The organism is Francisella marina (assembly GCF_008369785.1).
In the GTDB taxonomy this organism is placed as follows: Bacteria; Pseudomonadota; Gammaproteobacteria; order Francisellales; family Francisellaceae; genus Francisella; species Francisella salimarina.
In genome coordinates this window covers 1,732,160-1,749,200 of sequence record NZ_CP043552.1, presented here as the reverse complement: position 1 = coordinate 1,749,200, position 17,041 = coordinate 1,732,160, and the positions used below count along the sequence as shown (strand labels likewise).

Sequence of the window (17,041 nt, the reverse complement as noted above, 5' to 3'; positions counted from 1 at the left end):
TTATTTCCTATAGTTTGTTTCTATATATAGCTTATTAGTCGCTGTTATTAATGCTTTAAGTGAGGATATCTCAATATCTTGATCTACAGCAATCCCTTCAACGACCGGACTATTTTCACCAGTTTTGATTATAATGGTGGTTTCAGATTTGGAATTAATCCCAGCATCTTTTAATGACCTAGAGAAGTAATCTGAAATATTTATCTCTGGTATATGCTCCTGTATACCTTTTAATAGTGCTGAAAGAGCTGAGTTATCGCCATTATCAGTAATTTTATAGTCTATATTTCCAAAGAATTTTCCTTTAAGCTCAACATAGGTTTCACCATTAGATTTACCGTAGTCTATAGCTGATACATTAATAGGAGATTTAATCTGTTTATAAGCCTGTATTAGCTCTTCATCTGTGATACCTTTTCTACGCTCATGATAAATATCTTTTATTTGCTGAGCTATAGCTGCTTTTTCTTTATCATCACAAATATAACCATTTTCTTCGATAATTTTCTTAGCATGGTTACCACCTGATAATGGACCAAAAATAAAGCTAATTTCATTACCGACAGATTCTGGGTGGAATGGCTGATATGCTAGAGGATTATTCAATATAGCATTTGTATGTCCACCAGAAGTGTGTCGTGCTGAGTTTAGACCTGTGATAGGGTGGTGAGGTTGTCTTGATAACATTCTCTTGCCAATAAAATCTGAAATAGTTTTAAAATTAGCAATATTAATATCATTATAATAATGACAATCTTTTTGTTTGCCAAAAAGGTTTATAAACATCACACATTGTTCTAATGATGCGTTACCAGCTCTTTCACCAACACCATTGATACAGCCCTCTACTTGTGTTGCAGGACCATCAAATACAGCGTTCATAGAGTTCTCTAATGCTAATCCCAAATCATTATGACAATGTGCTGACCAGATTATATTTTTATCAGGGAATTCTTTTTTGATGATTTCAGCATGTTTAGTCATATTTTTGACAAAGTAGTTATCATTTTCACGCTCACAAGCTCCACCAATAGTGTCAGGACAGTTGATAACTGTAACACCAGCAGATACTGCAGCCCTAAAAACATCAGTAACATAGTCAAAAGTATCACCTAGTCTTGAATATCCTTCTGCGCTAAACTCGACTTCAAAGCCTTGATCACTAGCTAGCTTAATTAACTCATAAACATTTTTGATATTCTGCTCGTTATCATTTTTGCTACCAAGACTAGCTTGAGCTAGATTTGGATCTACAGGCAAATACATATGAACTCTAGCTTTACCTATTGCTAATGATGGACGTAATGCATCCATTGTGATCTCTACTTGGTTTTTTCTTAACTGACATAGTCCAGCAATAACCATATTAGAGTTTTTCTCAGCCATTCTTTTTGAGATAGTATTTACTATTTCAAAATCTGTATTACTTGCTGAAGGGAAGCCTGCTTCTAGGACATCGATATTTAGCTTATCTGCAAGATCTGCATACGCAATATTATCTTCAAAAGACATCCCAGCTCCAGGAGACTGTTGTCCATCTCTAAGAGTTGTATCAAAAATATAAATTTTCTTTTTATCCATTTCACTGGCTCCTATACATAAGTTAAAGCATCTTTATAAGCTTCGCCTTTTTTAAGTTTTTCAAAGACTTCTTTTATTTGATTGGTTATTGTGTGGTCATTACTTTTTAACTTATTATCATCTATACTTGCCATAGGAGTGATTTCAGCAGCAGTTCCACAGAAGAAAGCCTCATCTGCATTTATTAGCTCATCAACTTTAAACAATCGTTCTGTAACTTTATAGCCCAAATCTTTAGCAATTTGGATTATAAGCTTACGAGTTATCCCATCTAGTATAGTTCCTAATGGAGTTGTTATAACTTCATTATCTTTGACAAAAAAGACATTCATTGCAGCACCTTCAGCCACATTGCCATCAGCATCTAGAAGCAGAGATTCATGGTAATGCGTACCAAGAGTCTCTCTAGAAGCTAGTATACTGTTGACATAGTGCCCACCAATCTTAGCATCACAGACAGTAGAGCGAGGGTGAATTCTTATATATTTACTAACTTTGATGTCTACTTTATCAGCAGCCATATATTTACCCATATCTATGCAATAGATAGTGATATCAACAGGGTGATCTTTCGCAGGTAATACACTAACTCCTCCTTCAGCAAAATATGCTAAAGGTCTTATATAGCAAGATTTTTTGCCACTAGCTCTGATAGTATCTAATACAGCTTGGCATAGTTCATCAAGGGTATATTTACACGTCATGCCTAGGACACTCATCGAGTACATAAATCTTTGCATATGCTCTTTTAGTTTTAAAACACCTACACCATTAGGAGTATCATAGGCTCTTATACCTTCAAATACAGATGACCCGTAATGCAAAGAGTGAGTATCTATACCAACTTTTGCCTTTTCATAGGAGATTATCTCGCCATTTTTCCAAATTTTATCTATCATATTGACCCTCGATATTTTGTAATTATTTAAAATATATTTTTATGCAACAATGTCTAAAATTATAGACAGAGGAGTTTTGTGCTGAGGGAGAGGAGTGCTTGAGAAGAGTTACTTTGAGATTTGATTTTTTGAGAAAACATAGCAGTGGCTGTTTTACCACTACCAACTGCTTCGACTATAGAGAAATTACTCCCTTTTTGTCTTCGTATCTGCATACATGAATCTACTTTTTTATGCATTTTCCCTTAGCTTTTGATTAAAGGATATTTTATTTAAAATACCACTATATAAAACTCAATATAGTTATTGTAGCCATATAATATTTTAGAGTAAACCTTGATTTAGCTTAACTAGTGAAATTTTTTGAAAGGGAAGAATTTAAAAGATAGTTAATTATCTGCGATCAGCATAAATTTTTGCTTGAGCAGCTGATAATCTTGCTATAGGAACTCTAAAAGGAGAGCAAGATACATAGTCAAGATCCAAATCATGACAGAAACCAACAGAGTATGGCTCACCACCATGCTCGCCACATATACCCATTTTAGCATTTGGGTTAACAGCTTTGACACCTTCTTTAGCTATTTCCATCAGTTTACCTACACCTTTAGGATCTAGTCTAGCAAATGGATCGAAGCTTAAAATACCCTTTTCAAGGTAGTCTTTAATGAATTTATTAGCATCGTCTCTGCTAAAGCCAAAAGTCATCTGAGTTAAGTCATTTGTACCGAATGAGAAGAACTCACTGCCAGCTTCAGCAAGCAGACCTGCACCAATAGCTCCACGAGGAGTTTCTAGCATTACACCAACTTTATAGTCGATATCTATTTTTTCACGTTTAAGAATTGTGTTAGCAACTTCTCTAACTATACCGCTTAGTAATTTGAACTCTCCAAGAGTACTAACTAATGGAATCATAAGCTCAGGTTTAACTTCAATTCCCATACGTTTGCTTGAAATTGCCGCATAGATGATAGCTTTAGTTTGCATCTCGATGATTTCTGGATATGTCACAGCGAGTCTACAGCCTCTATGACCCATCATAGGATTCATTTCATTTAAAGCTTCTATACGAGCTTCTAACTCACTGTAGCTAATATTAAATTCGCGGGCTAGATCATCAATCTCATCAACTTCATGAGGTAAAAATTCATGTAGAGGAGGATCTATAAATCTGATAGTTACAGCTAGATTATCCATAGCCTCAAAAAGCTCTTCAAAGTCTTGTTGCTGTACTGGAAGCAACTTATCCAAAGCCTTTTGTCTTTCTTTTTTATCTTTAGCTAAGATCATTTGTCTAACATAAGATATGCGATCTTCTTCAAAAAACATGTGTTCTGTACGGCATAGTCCGATACCTTCAGCACCATACGCTCTAGCAACAGAGGCATCTTTGAATGTATCAGCATTACATCTAACACGAAGCTTACGAACATTGTCAACAAATTTCATAAACTCTTCAAAGTCTTGAGTAACTTCAGGATCAACAGTTTTGATAATACCTCTGTATACAGTACCTTTTGTACCGTCAAGAGATAAATAATCACCCTCAGAGAAAACTTGACCTCTCTCAAAAGTAATAGTTTTTTTATCTTCATCGATTCTAGCTGCTTCTAATCCAGATACGCAACATTTACCCATTCCACGAGCTACTACAGCAGCGTGAGATGTCATACCACCACGTAGAGTTAAGATACCATTACAAGCATTCATACCTGCTATATCTTCAGGAGAAGTTTCAATTCTAACTAGGATAGTTTTTTCCTCACCACGAGCTTTAGCTGCTAGCAAAGATTCAACATCAAAATATATTCTACCACTTGCAGCACCCGGTGAAGCACCTAATGCAGAACCAAGAGGGCGCTTAGAAGCAAGAGCTTTTTCATCAAATTTAGGATGTAGTAGTTGCTCTAGCAAGTGAGGTTCAACCATCATCACAGCCTCTTCGTTTGTGATTAGGCCTTCTTTAGCCATATCAACAGCTATTTTCAAAGCTGCTTTTGCAGTTCTTTTACCATTTCTTGTTTGCAGCATGAAAAGCTTACCATCTTCGATAGTAAACTCCATATCTTGCATATCTTTGTAGACATTTTCTAAATTTTTAGCAATTTTTACAAAGTCATTAAACACTTCTGGCATTTTGTCTTTCAAAGTTGAAATATGTGCAGGAGTTCTGGTACCTGCAACTACATCTTCACCTTGAGCATTGATCAAATACTCACCAAAAAGTTCATTCTCACCAGTGGAAGGGTTTCTTGTAAAAGCAACACCTGTACCAGAGTTATTTCCAGAGTTACCATAGACCATTTCTTGGACGTTAACAGCCGTACCCCAGTTATTCGAGATATTATTGATTTCTCTATATATGATTGCTCTTTCAGCATTCCATGATCTAAATACAGCCTCTACAGCTGCTAGAAGTTGTTCAACAGGATCTGTAGGAAATTCTTTGCCAACTAGATCTTTGTAGACTTTCTTATATTCTGCAACAATATCTTTATAGTCTTGAGCACTTAGATCGCAATCATTTTTGACATTTCTCTTTTCTTTTTTATCATCAAGTATTTTATCGAAAGGTTTTTTCTCACAGTCCATAACAACATCTGCAAACATCATTATGAATCTTCTGTAGCTGTCATAAACAAACTGCTCGTTATTTGTCTTTGCTACCATAGCTCTTGCAACTTCATCATTTAGACCAAGGTTTAGAACTGTGTCCATCATACCTGGCATAGAAACTCTAGCACCAGAGCGCACGGATACAAGTAGTGGATTACTTCCTCCACCAAAAGTTTTGCCTGTTCTTTTTTCTAAATCTGCAACATTTGCAAAAATTTGTTCTTTAACCTGATCATTCAGTTTTTGACGGTCATCATAGTATTTTAGGCATGCTTCTGTAGTTACTGTAAAGCCATCTGGTACAGGCAATCCACTATTAAGCATCTCACTAAGATTAGCTCCTTTACCACCTAACAAATCACGCATAGACTTATTACCTTCGCTAAAGGCATAGACAAATTTCGACATAAAAACTCCTCTCAAGTTTTTCATAAAATTAATTTGAAACTAAGCATACTCTCAAGTATACCCAGTTGTGATCTTAGCATAATTAATAAAAATTATGGATAATAAATTTTAAAAAATATGAAAATAAATTTACTAATACAGGCAGAATATTTATTTTTGATGGATGTTGATCTTCAATATATTAGCAAACATTGGAGATTACGTTACAATAATCATTATCATCATATTAGTTCTGGAGATGATGAAGAGTTTTTGCTAAATAATGCATTTGTTATTTTTGGTAACCCAACCCTTTCCCCCTTTTTTATGACAGCAAATTGCCAGATTAGCGTTTCCACCAATCTATTGTGTCTAGTAGCGCCTCATCAAAACTCATTGATGGCTGCCAACCTAACTCATCATTTAGTCTCTTAGTATTTGCAAGTAGTAATTTAGGGTCATTTGGATTACTAGGTAAAGCTCCTAATTTAATAAGCTCAGGAGGGGTGTTAAGAAGACTAGTAATCCTAGCTAAAACATTTTTGATCATTATACCTTGGCCAGAAGCAATATTTATTGAACCTTGAAGATTTGAATCAAGTAAAGCTATAAAGGCTGAAGCAACGTCATTAACATGCATAAAATCACGGATTTGATTACCAGAAGAGCAAGGAATATCTTTCCTACTTAGTAAAGCTTTTATTACAGATGAAAATAATCTTGAAGGATGTTCTTTAGGACCAAAAAGAAAAAAAACTCTTCCCCATGCGCTACTTAATGCATTCTGTTCACTAAAAGAAGTCAGCATTGACTGCAAGGAGTTTTTACATACACCGTAAACTGTATTAGGAACCAAAGGTGTTAAATACTCTGTACATAAGCCATACTCCCAGCTATATTCAGCACAGCTTCCAGCCATAACAACACGCTCACCACCGAATTCGTAGAATGATTGAAGCATTGTTGTACTAGCACTGACCCATTTGAAATTATTATTAGAAGTCCAGTACTTCCCCGGTTCTGTATACCATGCTAAATGTAATAAATGGCTAGGACGAATTTTAGAGATTAGATAATTCATGGCATGTTGATCAAAAATATCCACCTGATGCCAAATAATATTCCTATAACTTTTTTTATAATTCCTTGATATAGCATGAACTTCAACATCCATATCGATCAACTGATCTAGGCAAGCTTGCCCTATAAAGCCATTAGCTCCTGTTAAAAGTATTTTTTTCATTAAAGTCTTAAACCTATCTGTAAAATATTATTAATTTTAAAATATTTTAAGCTCTGGTATTGCGGTAACAAACTTACATCCCCATTCTCTCACATATGATAACTGAGCAATAATTTCTTCCTTTATATTCCATGGAAATATCACAATATAATCTGGTTTCAATGCTTTTAAGCGTTCAGGGTGGACTATAGGAATCCTGCTACCCGGAGCAAATTTGTTTTGTTTAAAATGATTAAGATCGGCAATAAATGGAATAAGATCAGGCCTAACTCCTGCATAATTAAGTAAAGTGTTACCTTTTGCTGCAGCACCATATCCACAAACTAATTTATTATTTTTTTCAGCTTCTATCAAGAATAGTAAAAAATTATTTTTAAGATCATCTACTCTTTTTTGAAATTTAGTATAACTATTGAGATTTTTAACCCCGTGCTTCAGCTCCACTTCAAGCATATTTAATACATTATTCGTAGTTTTATATAACCCAGCATCATAGCGCTGAACAAATACACGTAAACTACCTCCGTGTGTTGAAATTTTTTCAACATCGAATATATTTAAACCATTAGCTTCAAAAATGTTTTTTGCAACAGTTAATGAAAGGTAAGAAAAATGCTCATGATAAATTGTGTCAAACTGATTTTCATCAATAAGATTCATTAAATGAGGAAATTCAAAAGTTGCGACACCATTGGGTTTTAGTAACTTAGTAAAGCCAGAAACAAAGTCATTAATATCTGGTACATGAGCTAAGACATTATTTGCCACTATCAAATCTGCTTGTTTATTTTCTTCAGCTAAAGATTCTGCTAGTTTCTTTGTAAAAAAGTTTTCAATGATATCAATACCTTTTTTACGAGCTTCTGAAGCAGTACTAGATGTAGGCTCAATTCCTGTACAATTTATATTTGCTTTCTTTACAAACTGTAATAAGTACCCATCATTAGCAGCAACTTCAATCACATGACTATTTTCATTTAAATCAAAACGATCAATCATATCATTTACATACTTCTCAGCATGTTTTAACCAGTTGCTTGAAAAGCTACTAAAATAAGCATAGTCGGCATTGAAAAACTCTTCAGGCTTTGCAAAATCTTGTGTCTGTACAAGCTTACAATTTTCACATACCAATACCTTTAGAGGAAACCACTTTTCTGATGCATCCATTATTTTAGTATTTAAGTATGAATTTGATGGGGGAGCGCTACCCAAATCTGCAAAAGTTAACTTAAGTTCGTTATTACAAAATCTACATTTCATATTTTTATTCCTTTAAAATTATTTTTTATAAAAGGGTGGTTTGAATCTCTAGTAGATAAAAGAGAAATCTCATGCGGCCATTTAATAGCCAATTTTGGATCTAGCGGATGAAGAGCCCCTTCAGAATTAGAGTTATATATTTCAGTATGTAAATAAATCAATTCACAGTCATCTGTTAAGGTTTGAAAACCATGAGCAAAACCTTCTGGAATAATTAATGACCTATGATTCTCTGCACTAAGTAGTTCTCCATGCCATTTTAAAAAGCTAGGAGAGCCAAAGCGCAAATCAATAGCCACATCATATACTATACCTTTAAGACATGAGATAACTTTAGTTTCTCCAAAAGGAGGGTGTTGAAAATGCATCCCTCTAACACTATGCTTCTTCTTCGTTAATGTATGATTTATTTGTCTGATTCCCTTTTCAGAGGTAAGTTTTTTAAAATAATCATCACAATACAAACGTTCTAAATAGCCTCTATCATCTTCTACAAGATTACGCTGCAATACATAGAGGTCTGAAATGCTAGTGTTGATTATCTCAAATTTATTTTTCATACCGATGTCTCATAATCACTTATTTGTTTTAAACAAACGTTGTACATATCACTATCATTTTTCCATTCATCATGCCACTCAAGTATTTTATCCAACGTATATTCCAAGTCCCATCTTGGGTGCCACTGAAGCTTTTGCCTTGCTTTGGAAGTATCTAACTTAAGTATATTGGCTTCGTGTGGCTGTTGTTTTTTGTCTAAGTCCCAGCTCGCACCACCTGCTCGAGCACATAAATGCTCTACTATAAACATTACAGGCTTCGAATCATTTTCATTTGGCCCAAAATTCCAACCTTCAGCAAACTCATTTTCTCCTAGATAGAGCTTCTCAGCTAATTTTAAATAGCCATTCAAGGGCTCTAATACATGTTGCCATGGACGTATAGCATTGGGAGAGCGTATTAATAATGTTTCTTTGCTATCAAGAGCATTTAAAAAATCAGGTATTAGCCGTTCTTTTGACCAATCTCCACCACCTATAACATTTCCTGCTCTGGCACTAGCTAATAATATGCCTTGATTATTAAAAAAAGATCTTCGATAACTTGAGGTAATTAATTCAGAACATGCTTTACTATTAGAGTAAGGATCAAAACCTCCCATTGCCTCATTCTCGCGATATGGCCAAATCCATTCTTTATTCTCATAGCATTTATCAGTAGTCACATTTATAACTGCTCTTACAGATTTAGACTCACGGATAGCTTCAAAAAGATTAATTGTTCCCATTACATTAGTTTCATAAGTTTCTAGGGGATTAACATAAGAGTATCGAACTAGAGGTTGTGCTGCCATATGTATAACAATATCGGGACTAGCTGCTTTTAATGATTTTTTTAGACTTACTATATCCCTTAGGTCAGCTATCTGACTATTTTGTATACGACTTTTTAATTGCAATATATCAAATAGATTCGGTGTTGTATATGGGTCTAGTGAATAGCCATACACTTTAGCTCCCATTTGTGTTAACCATAATGATAGCCAGCTTCCTTTAAAACCAGTATGTCCAGTTAAAAAAACTTTTTTATTTTTCCAGAATAAATTATTCATTACCAAACTTTCCATGGGGCTTTACGAGTTTTCCACAAATCTTCAAGAATATTTTTTTCTCGAAGAGTATCCATAGCCTGCCAAAAATCATTATGAAAATAAGACATTAATTGGCCATCATTTGCTAATCTTCTTAATGGCTGATCCTCCCACGTGGTTTCATCGCCATCAATATAGTCAAGACACTTCTTAGATAGAATAAAAAAACCACCATTAATATAGTTACCATCTCCACGAGGCTTTTCATAAAAGTCCGTAACTTTATTACCATCATTTTTTATAGCTCCATACCTACCTGGTGGAGTAACCGCAGTAAGAGTTGCTAATTTACCATGGTTATAATGAAATTTAATAGCATTAGAAATATCTATATTTGATAATCCATCACCATAAGTTAAACAAAATACTTCATCTTCATCTAAGTAGTCATCGATACGCTTAATTCTACCTCCAGTTAGTGTAGTTTCGCCAGTATCAACAAGCGTTACTTTCCGTGGTTCTCCTCTCTTATTGTGAACCATCATTTTATTATTTTGAATATCAAAGGTTACATCTGAAGTATGCAGAAAATAGTTAGCAAAATACTCCTTTATTACATATCCTTTATACCCGCAGCATATAATAAAATCATTTATGCCGTGTGCCGAATAGATTTTCATTATATGCCAAAGTATAGGTTTACCACCAATCTCGATCATTGGTTTTGGAACAAGGTGAGTTTCTTCAGATATTCTGGTTCCTAGTCCACCAGCAAGTATTACAGCTTTCATAAATATTTTCCTTTATTTAAATTCTTTTAAATAGTTGTATCGAGACATAATATTATTAATTTTTATATTGTTAAGCCTATGTGGATATTCCTTTTTTAAATGATAATACTCGCAATTAGCTTTTCCTACTATTAGAGGAGAAAAGGCAATCTTCCAATCTGTAAGATTAAGTGCCACAGAAATAAAATCATGTTCTGATAACAAATCAGAAAAATTAATTGAATTTCTATTACTTAATTCCAATAGTGTAGAAGATCTATAAAAAGACAAGGTTTTTCCTGTTGAAAAAACAGTCTGAGGTTTATTAGCCAGAGAGTAATCTCCTAGATAACCTTCTAGATGACCTTCCCAAGGAGACTCTATAAATCCATCTCTACTAATTGTATGACAGCTATCAACAATATAATTCTTACTATTCTTAACAATACCTCCTACAGCACCAAGCTGAGGATAAAGTTCAAATAGCCTTACGACTTCAAGTTTAGTCTTATCATCTATTGTGACACCATTTGCGATAGAAATTATAATTGACTGACTATCACTTTCCAAATCGGACTTATTAAGTTCTTGGGCCAATATAAATTTAGGTAAATGATTAGATTTTCTGGCTATATATAGCTCTTTGGATCCTCTAAATATAGGCCACTCTGCAACATAAAAGAGTTTTGGATTATCACATTGCTTAATTCTTCTATCTAAAATAAATTTAACTGAATTCAGTGAGTGAGAGCTCCCTTCGGAATTATTCGTTGTAGAGTCATCATGTTGTCTCCAATGATATAAAATTTCAGGTATATGCTCTATTCGTTTATTAGCATACATAAATTTTGTAATTGTATTCCAATCATGACACCATGTTGCATCTATATCTAAGTATATTCCAAGATCAATAGCAGTTTTTCGATTTATTGCACATAGATGCCAAATATAAGAGGATTCTCCATTAAGTACACTATCAAAATCTCCTCTTAAATAAGGAAACTTGACTCCATTATCATCAATTAAATCCTCATCTGAATAAACCAAGTCGGGATAATTATATTTTTTAATAAAAAAAGTAATAACGGCTAAGGCATCACTAGTAATTAAATCATCTGAATCAATAGGAATAAAATAATCATTTGAACAGTTATTTAATGCTATATTCATAGCCTCGATAATTTCTAATGGCTTTGATTCAATAACAAGAACAATAGCTAATTCTAGATTTTTTATATATTCTAATAGCTCTTTTGAAACGTCTCCATGAGCAACAATTATCCATTTATAATTATAGAAAGATTGCGAAGAAATAGAATTAGCAAGTTCTATAAATAATTCTAGATTTGTATTAGCATATATTGTAGTAACGATGTCAATACTTATATTAGATTTATATGAAGAATACTCTGCATGACGGTCTTTGAGTCTCAATTTTAACCATTCACGATAAATAAGTTTTTGGTTTTTCAACTCGTCCAATACTTTCTGATTACTTTCTCTGCTTACAGGAGTATATGCAGTTTCAAACCGTAATCCTAAATGCTGAGAGTAATAACGATTATCCGGGAAGTTTTTCCAAAAACGTGAAATAAAATAACTAATATCTTGTTGTAAAGTATTTTCTTCAGGAATAAAGCCTGATTCTGCTTTCATAAAAGGTGAAAAAACTATCCTCTTTTTATATTCAATAGCTAATCCACCCACCCATATACTTAGCATTTCAATAGTGACATTATGCCTAATAAGAATGGGCATGATCTTTTTTAAAAAATCAATGTCTAATATACAGTGTGCACCAGAGACACATGAAACAGACCTGGATTTAAACATTTGAGCCATATACCCAGGGTCATCTATTAATCTACCTTTGTCTGGACAAGCTACTGCTGCCTCAAATCCAAATACCATTGGTCCACCAAGAACCTTATTATCGCAATGAATAGTTCCTCCAATCATAACAGTATCAGGAAACAAATCTTTAATTACAGATGCTTCAGAAATCCAGTCATTATTATCAGGGATTACATCATCCCATAAGATATGTAAAAATTTACTATTTGACAATTTAATATGTTCAGCAAGTGTAATTAACTCAAAATTGCTATTTACATTTAAATGATCACACTTTATATTTTTATTATTGGTATTATTAACAAACTTCCAATCAATATTATGTTTAAATAATGTGCTATGAGTTACACTTAAGTGTGATAGCTTCTTATGATCTATAATCTTGTTTAAAACATTAAAATGCGATTTTTCAAGATAGTTCTTTGAATAAACATTTCCTGATGTGGAATTTTCATGCATACGCCAACTATACAAAACCTCAGAGATATGTACAGGTGTACAGTTTGCATTCATAAATCTAGTAAATGTATCCCAATCATGACAGCCTTCCGAGTTTTTATCAGAATAGCAATTTAACTCTAAAGCTAGCTCTCTATTTATAACACAAAGGTGAGCTATATAACACGAATTCGAAAATAAAACGGGGTCCCAGTCTGGTTTAAAATAATAATCTACGAAAGAGCCCATTTTAAGCTTATCTTCATCAGTATATAATAATGCTGGATAATCATTTTCAAGTATATAGCGTGTTAAAGTATTAACACAGTCAGGTTCTAGAATATCATCAGAATCCAAAGGAATAATATAACGACCTTGAGCATTATTTAATAAGTAGCTCATCCCCCCTATAATACCAAGATTTTCTTCTACTCGAATTAATTTTACATGATTCTGAGAAGATATGCTTTTTAGTGTAGAAATAGTTTCGGTATCGGTAGAACCATTATCAAGTATTAACCAATCAAAATTTACTCCTCCATCTTGTACAAAAATACTATTATTTAGTTCTAGTAAAAAGTTAGGATGGGTATTATAAGTAGAAGTTATAAATGTTATTAAACCTTTTTGTTGACGATAAATATTTTTCTCCCTACGAATTGCTCTACATTTTTTACGATATAACTCATAAGCACTAGTAGGGTATATAGGATAACCATCATAGTAAATTTCTTTCTTTGGACTATTCCGTAACTCACATATATATTCACTAAGCGTATCTATTACATTATACAAACTCTGATCCCAGTTAAGAGGAAGATTTATTTTACCACTTATATCAGGAGGTAGAAGATTAGCATTAATTTTACTAATCGCTAATGCCAAAGCATTTGTGACACTCTCAGTCTCAGGTTTTGCAACAATAAGGTTTGGAGAGTATTCGTTTAAATAGCTTTCGGTTTTTACAGAGTAACTATTTGTGATTGCAAAGTTACCAGAAGCCGCCATCTCTAGTGGAGGGTAGCTGGGATGAGGAGATAGCATTAGAGATAGGAATAAATCTGCTGTCCTCACTTTTTTTGCATACTCTGAATATTCCATCCAAGGTAAGGGATGTAGATACACTCCTCTACCTAAATATGTAGAATTTATCTTTTCACCCACAGCCCAAATGTCCCATTGATCTTTATCGAGTAACCCAGAAGATACAACGTTTATTAAAGCCTCTAAACCCATTTCAAAAAGATTTCGATGTGCAGAAGTTGGCCGAGCGTAGAACAACAGTTGTTTCCGTTTAGAAGCTTTCTCTAAATTTTTTTCTGGATAAAAGTAAGATTTATCAAGAGCGGGCTCAAATGACAATGCAGAGTTGCAAAATTTAGGATCAGCAAATTTTCCAATTTGATTAGCTATGAAATAATCAAGTAACAATTGTGTATTAACTACTGGGATATGAGAAAAATTATACGTCTCATTTGCCCTTGCCTGAAGTGTTGAAGCATTATGAAGAACAGGCTCAAAATCTTGTATAAGATATATAAATTTTTCATGTACAGTTTTTTTTATAGCATAACTTGCCATCTGAGCTGTCCACCGTGCAGTTGCAAAAAAGATATCGTTCATTCCTATGTATATTGGAACTTGTCGATCAAATCCGTTAACTAATTCAAAGAAACTTCTATCTATTTTTCTATTAACAAGCTTTTCAATATGGTCTAAAGTTTTTTCAGATTCACTTGTATCAAAATCGGCATCAGATGCTATAAGCCTTATTCTTTCTCGCTTTTCAGAGAGCATCGCAGCAAAAATCAAGGCTGTATTTGGTCCGCCAGACATGTGTTCAAGTCTCAAGCTTGGCAAAATTATATTTATGGTAGATTTTATTGATAGTGAGTCATCTATCTCTATGTTAAGAGGAGGGCTTAAGTGAAACCCATTATTTACAACATTGTCTTCTTGTAATTCTTGAGGACTTATTTGAGATTTTGGCTCTTTTGAAGTAATTTCAGTATCTTTAATACTTATATCTTTCTGTTCAGCAATATTTTTAATTGTTTCTGATGAAAATATTCTAAGTTTTACCATTAACTTAGCAATACTTTTAAAAGCTTTTATTGAACGAAAATACTTACAATATATTCTGTATGCACTTTTAAAAATGACAAGCTTAGCTGTTACACATTTTTTTTTTAAAAAACTCATAAATTATCCTATTTCAGCTCCTATTTACCTTATTTTTCCCCATGCACAAAATGCCATTGATACTTTTTTACTAAAACCATATAAGCTAAATTCATCATGTCGGTTATCACAGATCAAATAATTTTTTACAAAAATATTGCGAAAAACTCCAGATAAGTGCCATTGACTCTCAAAAAAATAATTCCCATATTTATCGACAATCACAGCTTTTTTTCCAAGAGCTTTTAATTTATTTGTCATTGAGTTATAACCACTCTCAAAACATAATGCATCTATTTTATTGGAAATATTAATATCCTCTATAATTCTTTTGAAATTAGCTCGACCTATCGCAAACCCATTCGACCTAATATGAGCATTAGGGGCTTTAGGGAAATGCTCTTCTGATATGGATGCTAAGCTTTCAAAAGACGATGTTGCTCCTACTATCCCTACATTATTTTTATAAAGAAGAGGCTTAGCCATTTTATAAACCCAGTTTTTTGCACATATTCGTGAATAAGTATTTAAAAATAGCAATAAGTCTTCTTTTAGAAGATCTGTAATTCTCATGTATGAACCGATATCATAACCATCATCGTCAAAATGAAACGCTTTATACTTAAAAGCTATTTTATGCTTTATATTATTGATAGCGGATTCATTTTCAAACCCTTTAAAAATTATATATAAACTATGATTCAATCCTGAAGAGTATTTTTCATATGATGCTATAAATTTATTTATAGCGTCCAATTCCTTCGGAGTATTTCCTCTAGCGAGATAAACTACAGCTACTTTTACATCTTTATTTTTTGCTCTTTTTGTAAAGTTTAAGGACCTAGCATTACTTAATCTTCTAATTGGTGAGTAAATAATAGCTTTAATACGATAAATAAGCTGTGAAACTAAAAACTTAAAATCAACAGACTTTAATGCCTTAATTTTTCCTACTCCTCTCCTTAATACTCTTACTCCTCTTGGAATTAGTCTAAAAACTTTTGTAATTCTCCATGAAAATGATTTATAAACATTAGATAGTAATTTATTTTTTTCTGTTATCTGCCTATTTTTTTCTGCTATTAGCTTATCTTTTTCTGCTATTAGCTTGTCTTTTTCTGCTATTAGCTTGTCTTTTTCTGTTATCTGCTTATCTTTTTCTATTATGGTATTACTAAATTTAATGCTCTCATTTATTATGACACTATCTTTATGAGTTAATTGAAAATCTTTTTCTGCTATCAGCTTGTCTTTTTCTGTTATCTGCTGATTTTTTTCTGCTATTGTACTATTAAGTTTAGCACTCTCACTTATCATAAGGTTGTCTTTATGAGCTAATTGAGAGTCTTTTTCCACAATATGATTTTTTAAATTTATTATTTGTTGATTGTAGGATATATTCCATATATTAGCTTCTTGATTTAAAGGAGTCGATTCGCTATTGTTTTTAGCCAACCTTCCCGGCACAATTAGTTCTGAATTACCGGAAACAATTTCTCGACCTAAAATATTTTCACGTTGACTTTTTTTGCTAATTACACACATAGAGTTTATAAATTCAATTGAGTGTATCCCAGCAAGATCAAACTCTTTCATATTGCAGTCATAATGATCAAAGATTTCATCTAAAACCATTTTAGGGTTTGATTTAATTCCAAAATGCTCCCTATTTATGTAGTCAGTGAGGGCTTTAAAAAAAGACATTGAGGAAAATGGATGATATATACCTCCCTCAAACTCCTCCCAATAGCTACAGTGTAAATCTTCAACAATATATATACCACCTTCATTAAGTAAAGGAAAAAAATGTGTAAAGCTCTTTACGATATCTCCTGATTTATGAGAACCGTCATCAATGATAATATTTAAACTATCTACAAGTTGAGATACCTTATTTGTAACCTCTATACTACTCGCATCCCCTATTATTATAGAAACTCTGTTATCGCTATACTTTAATGAAGCACATCTCTCATCAATATCACAGCCTATAATTTTATCTGCTAATGGAAAGTGTTTAGCTAAGACCTCTAGAGATCCTCCATTTTGAACACCTATCTCAAAAATATTAACTTTTTTATTACAATATGGTTGTAAAACTCTATCATATTCTCGGAGATAAAGTTCCCACTTATCAGAGACTTTGGCTTTAGGGCCTCTATCTCTAATATGAGCATCAAAGTAGCTTATACTATTTTTTTCAGACTTATCCATA

10 protein-coding genes are annotated in these 17,041 nt (G+C 33.0%); all 10 read right to left on the bottom strand.

Going from position 1 to position 17,041, the window contains the following annotated elements:
* Complete coding sequence (locus tag F0R75_RS08665) at positions 1 to 1,581, bottom strand: homocitrate synthase/isopropylmalate synthase family protein (protein WP_149369009.1); 1,581 nt, start codon at positions 1,579 to 1,581, stop codon at positions 1 to 3.
* Between the two features lie 11 nt (positions 1,582 to 1,592).
* On the bottom strand, positions 1,593 to 2,480 hold the full coding sequence (locus F0R75_RS08660; protein ID WP_149369010.1) for a branched-chain amino acid transaminase: 888 nt from the start codon (positions 2,478 to 2,480) through the stop codon (positions 1,593 to 1,595).
* 393 nt (positions 2,481 to 2,873) lie between these two features.
* On the bottom strand, positions 2,874 to 5,507 hold the full coding sequence (ppdK, locus tag F0R75_RS08655; protein ID WP_013921843.1) for a pyruvate, phosphate dikinase: 2,634 nt from the start codon (positions 5,505 to 5,507) through the stop codon (positions 2,874 to 2,876).
* Positions 5,508 to 5,832: 325 nt separating this feature from the next.
* The gene (locus F0R75_RS08650; RefSeq protein ID WP_149369011.1) at positions 5,833 to 6,729 is read right to left on the bottom strand and encodes an NAD-dependent epimerase/dehydratase family protein; all 897 of its coding nucleotides are present in this window, start codon (positions 6,727 to 6,729) and stop codon (positions 5,833 to 5,835) included.
* A gap of 36 nt (positions 6,730 to 6,765) precedes the next feature.
* Positions 6,766 to 7,992, bottom strand: coding sequence for a class I SAM-dependent methyltransferase (locus tag F0R75_RS08645; RefSeq protein WP_149369012.1), 1,227 nt, complete (start codon positions 7,990 to 7,992; stop codon positions 6,766 to 6,768).
* Complete coding sequence (locus tag F0R75_RS08640; protein ID WP_149369013.1) at positions 7,989 to 8,552, bottom strand: dTDP-4-dehydrorhamnose 3,5-epimerase family protein; 564 nt, start codon at positions 8,550 to 8,552, stop codon at positions 7,989 to 7,991. Before F0R75_RS08640 ends, F0R75_RS08645 begins: the two co-directional genes overlap by 4 nt.
* On the bottom strand, positions 8,549 to 9,604 hold the full coding sequence (gene rfbG / locus F0R75_RS08635) for a CDP-glucose 4,6-dehydratase (protein WP_149369014.1): 1,056 nt from the start codon (positions 9,602 to 9,604) through the stop codon (positions 8,549 to 8,551). The genes F0R75_RS08640 and rfbG overlap by 4 nt, the downstream gene beginning before the upstream one ends.
* The gene (gene rfbF, locus F0R75_RS08630; RefSeq protein ID WP_149377283.1) at positions 9,604 to 10,374 is read right to left on the bottom strand and encodes a glucose-1-phosphate cytidylyltransferase; all 771 of its coding nucleotides are present in this window, start codon (positions 10,372 to 10,374) and stop codon (positions 9,604 to 9,606) included. The genes rfbG and rfbF overlap by 1 nt, the downstream gene beginning before the upstream one ends.
* Positions 10,375 to 10,386: 12 nt before the next feature.
* Positions 10,387 to 14,847: a rhamnosyltransferase WsaF family glycosyltransferase gene (locus tag F0R75_RS08625; RefSeq protein ID WP_149377282.1), complete on the bottom strand. Its 4,461-nt coding sequence runs from the start codon at positions 14,845 to 14,847 to the stop codon at positions 10,387 to 10,389.
* Positions 14,848 to 14,871: 24 nt separating this feature from the next.
* Positions 14,872 to 17,040: a class I SAM-dependent methyltransferase gene (locus F0R75_RS08620; RefSeq protein ID WP_149369017.1), complete on the bottom strand. Its 2,169-nt coding sequence runs from the start codon at positions 17,038 to 17,040 to the stop codon at positions 14,872 to 14,874.
* Position 17,041: the final 1 nt, after the last annotated feature.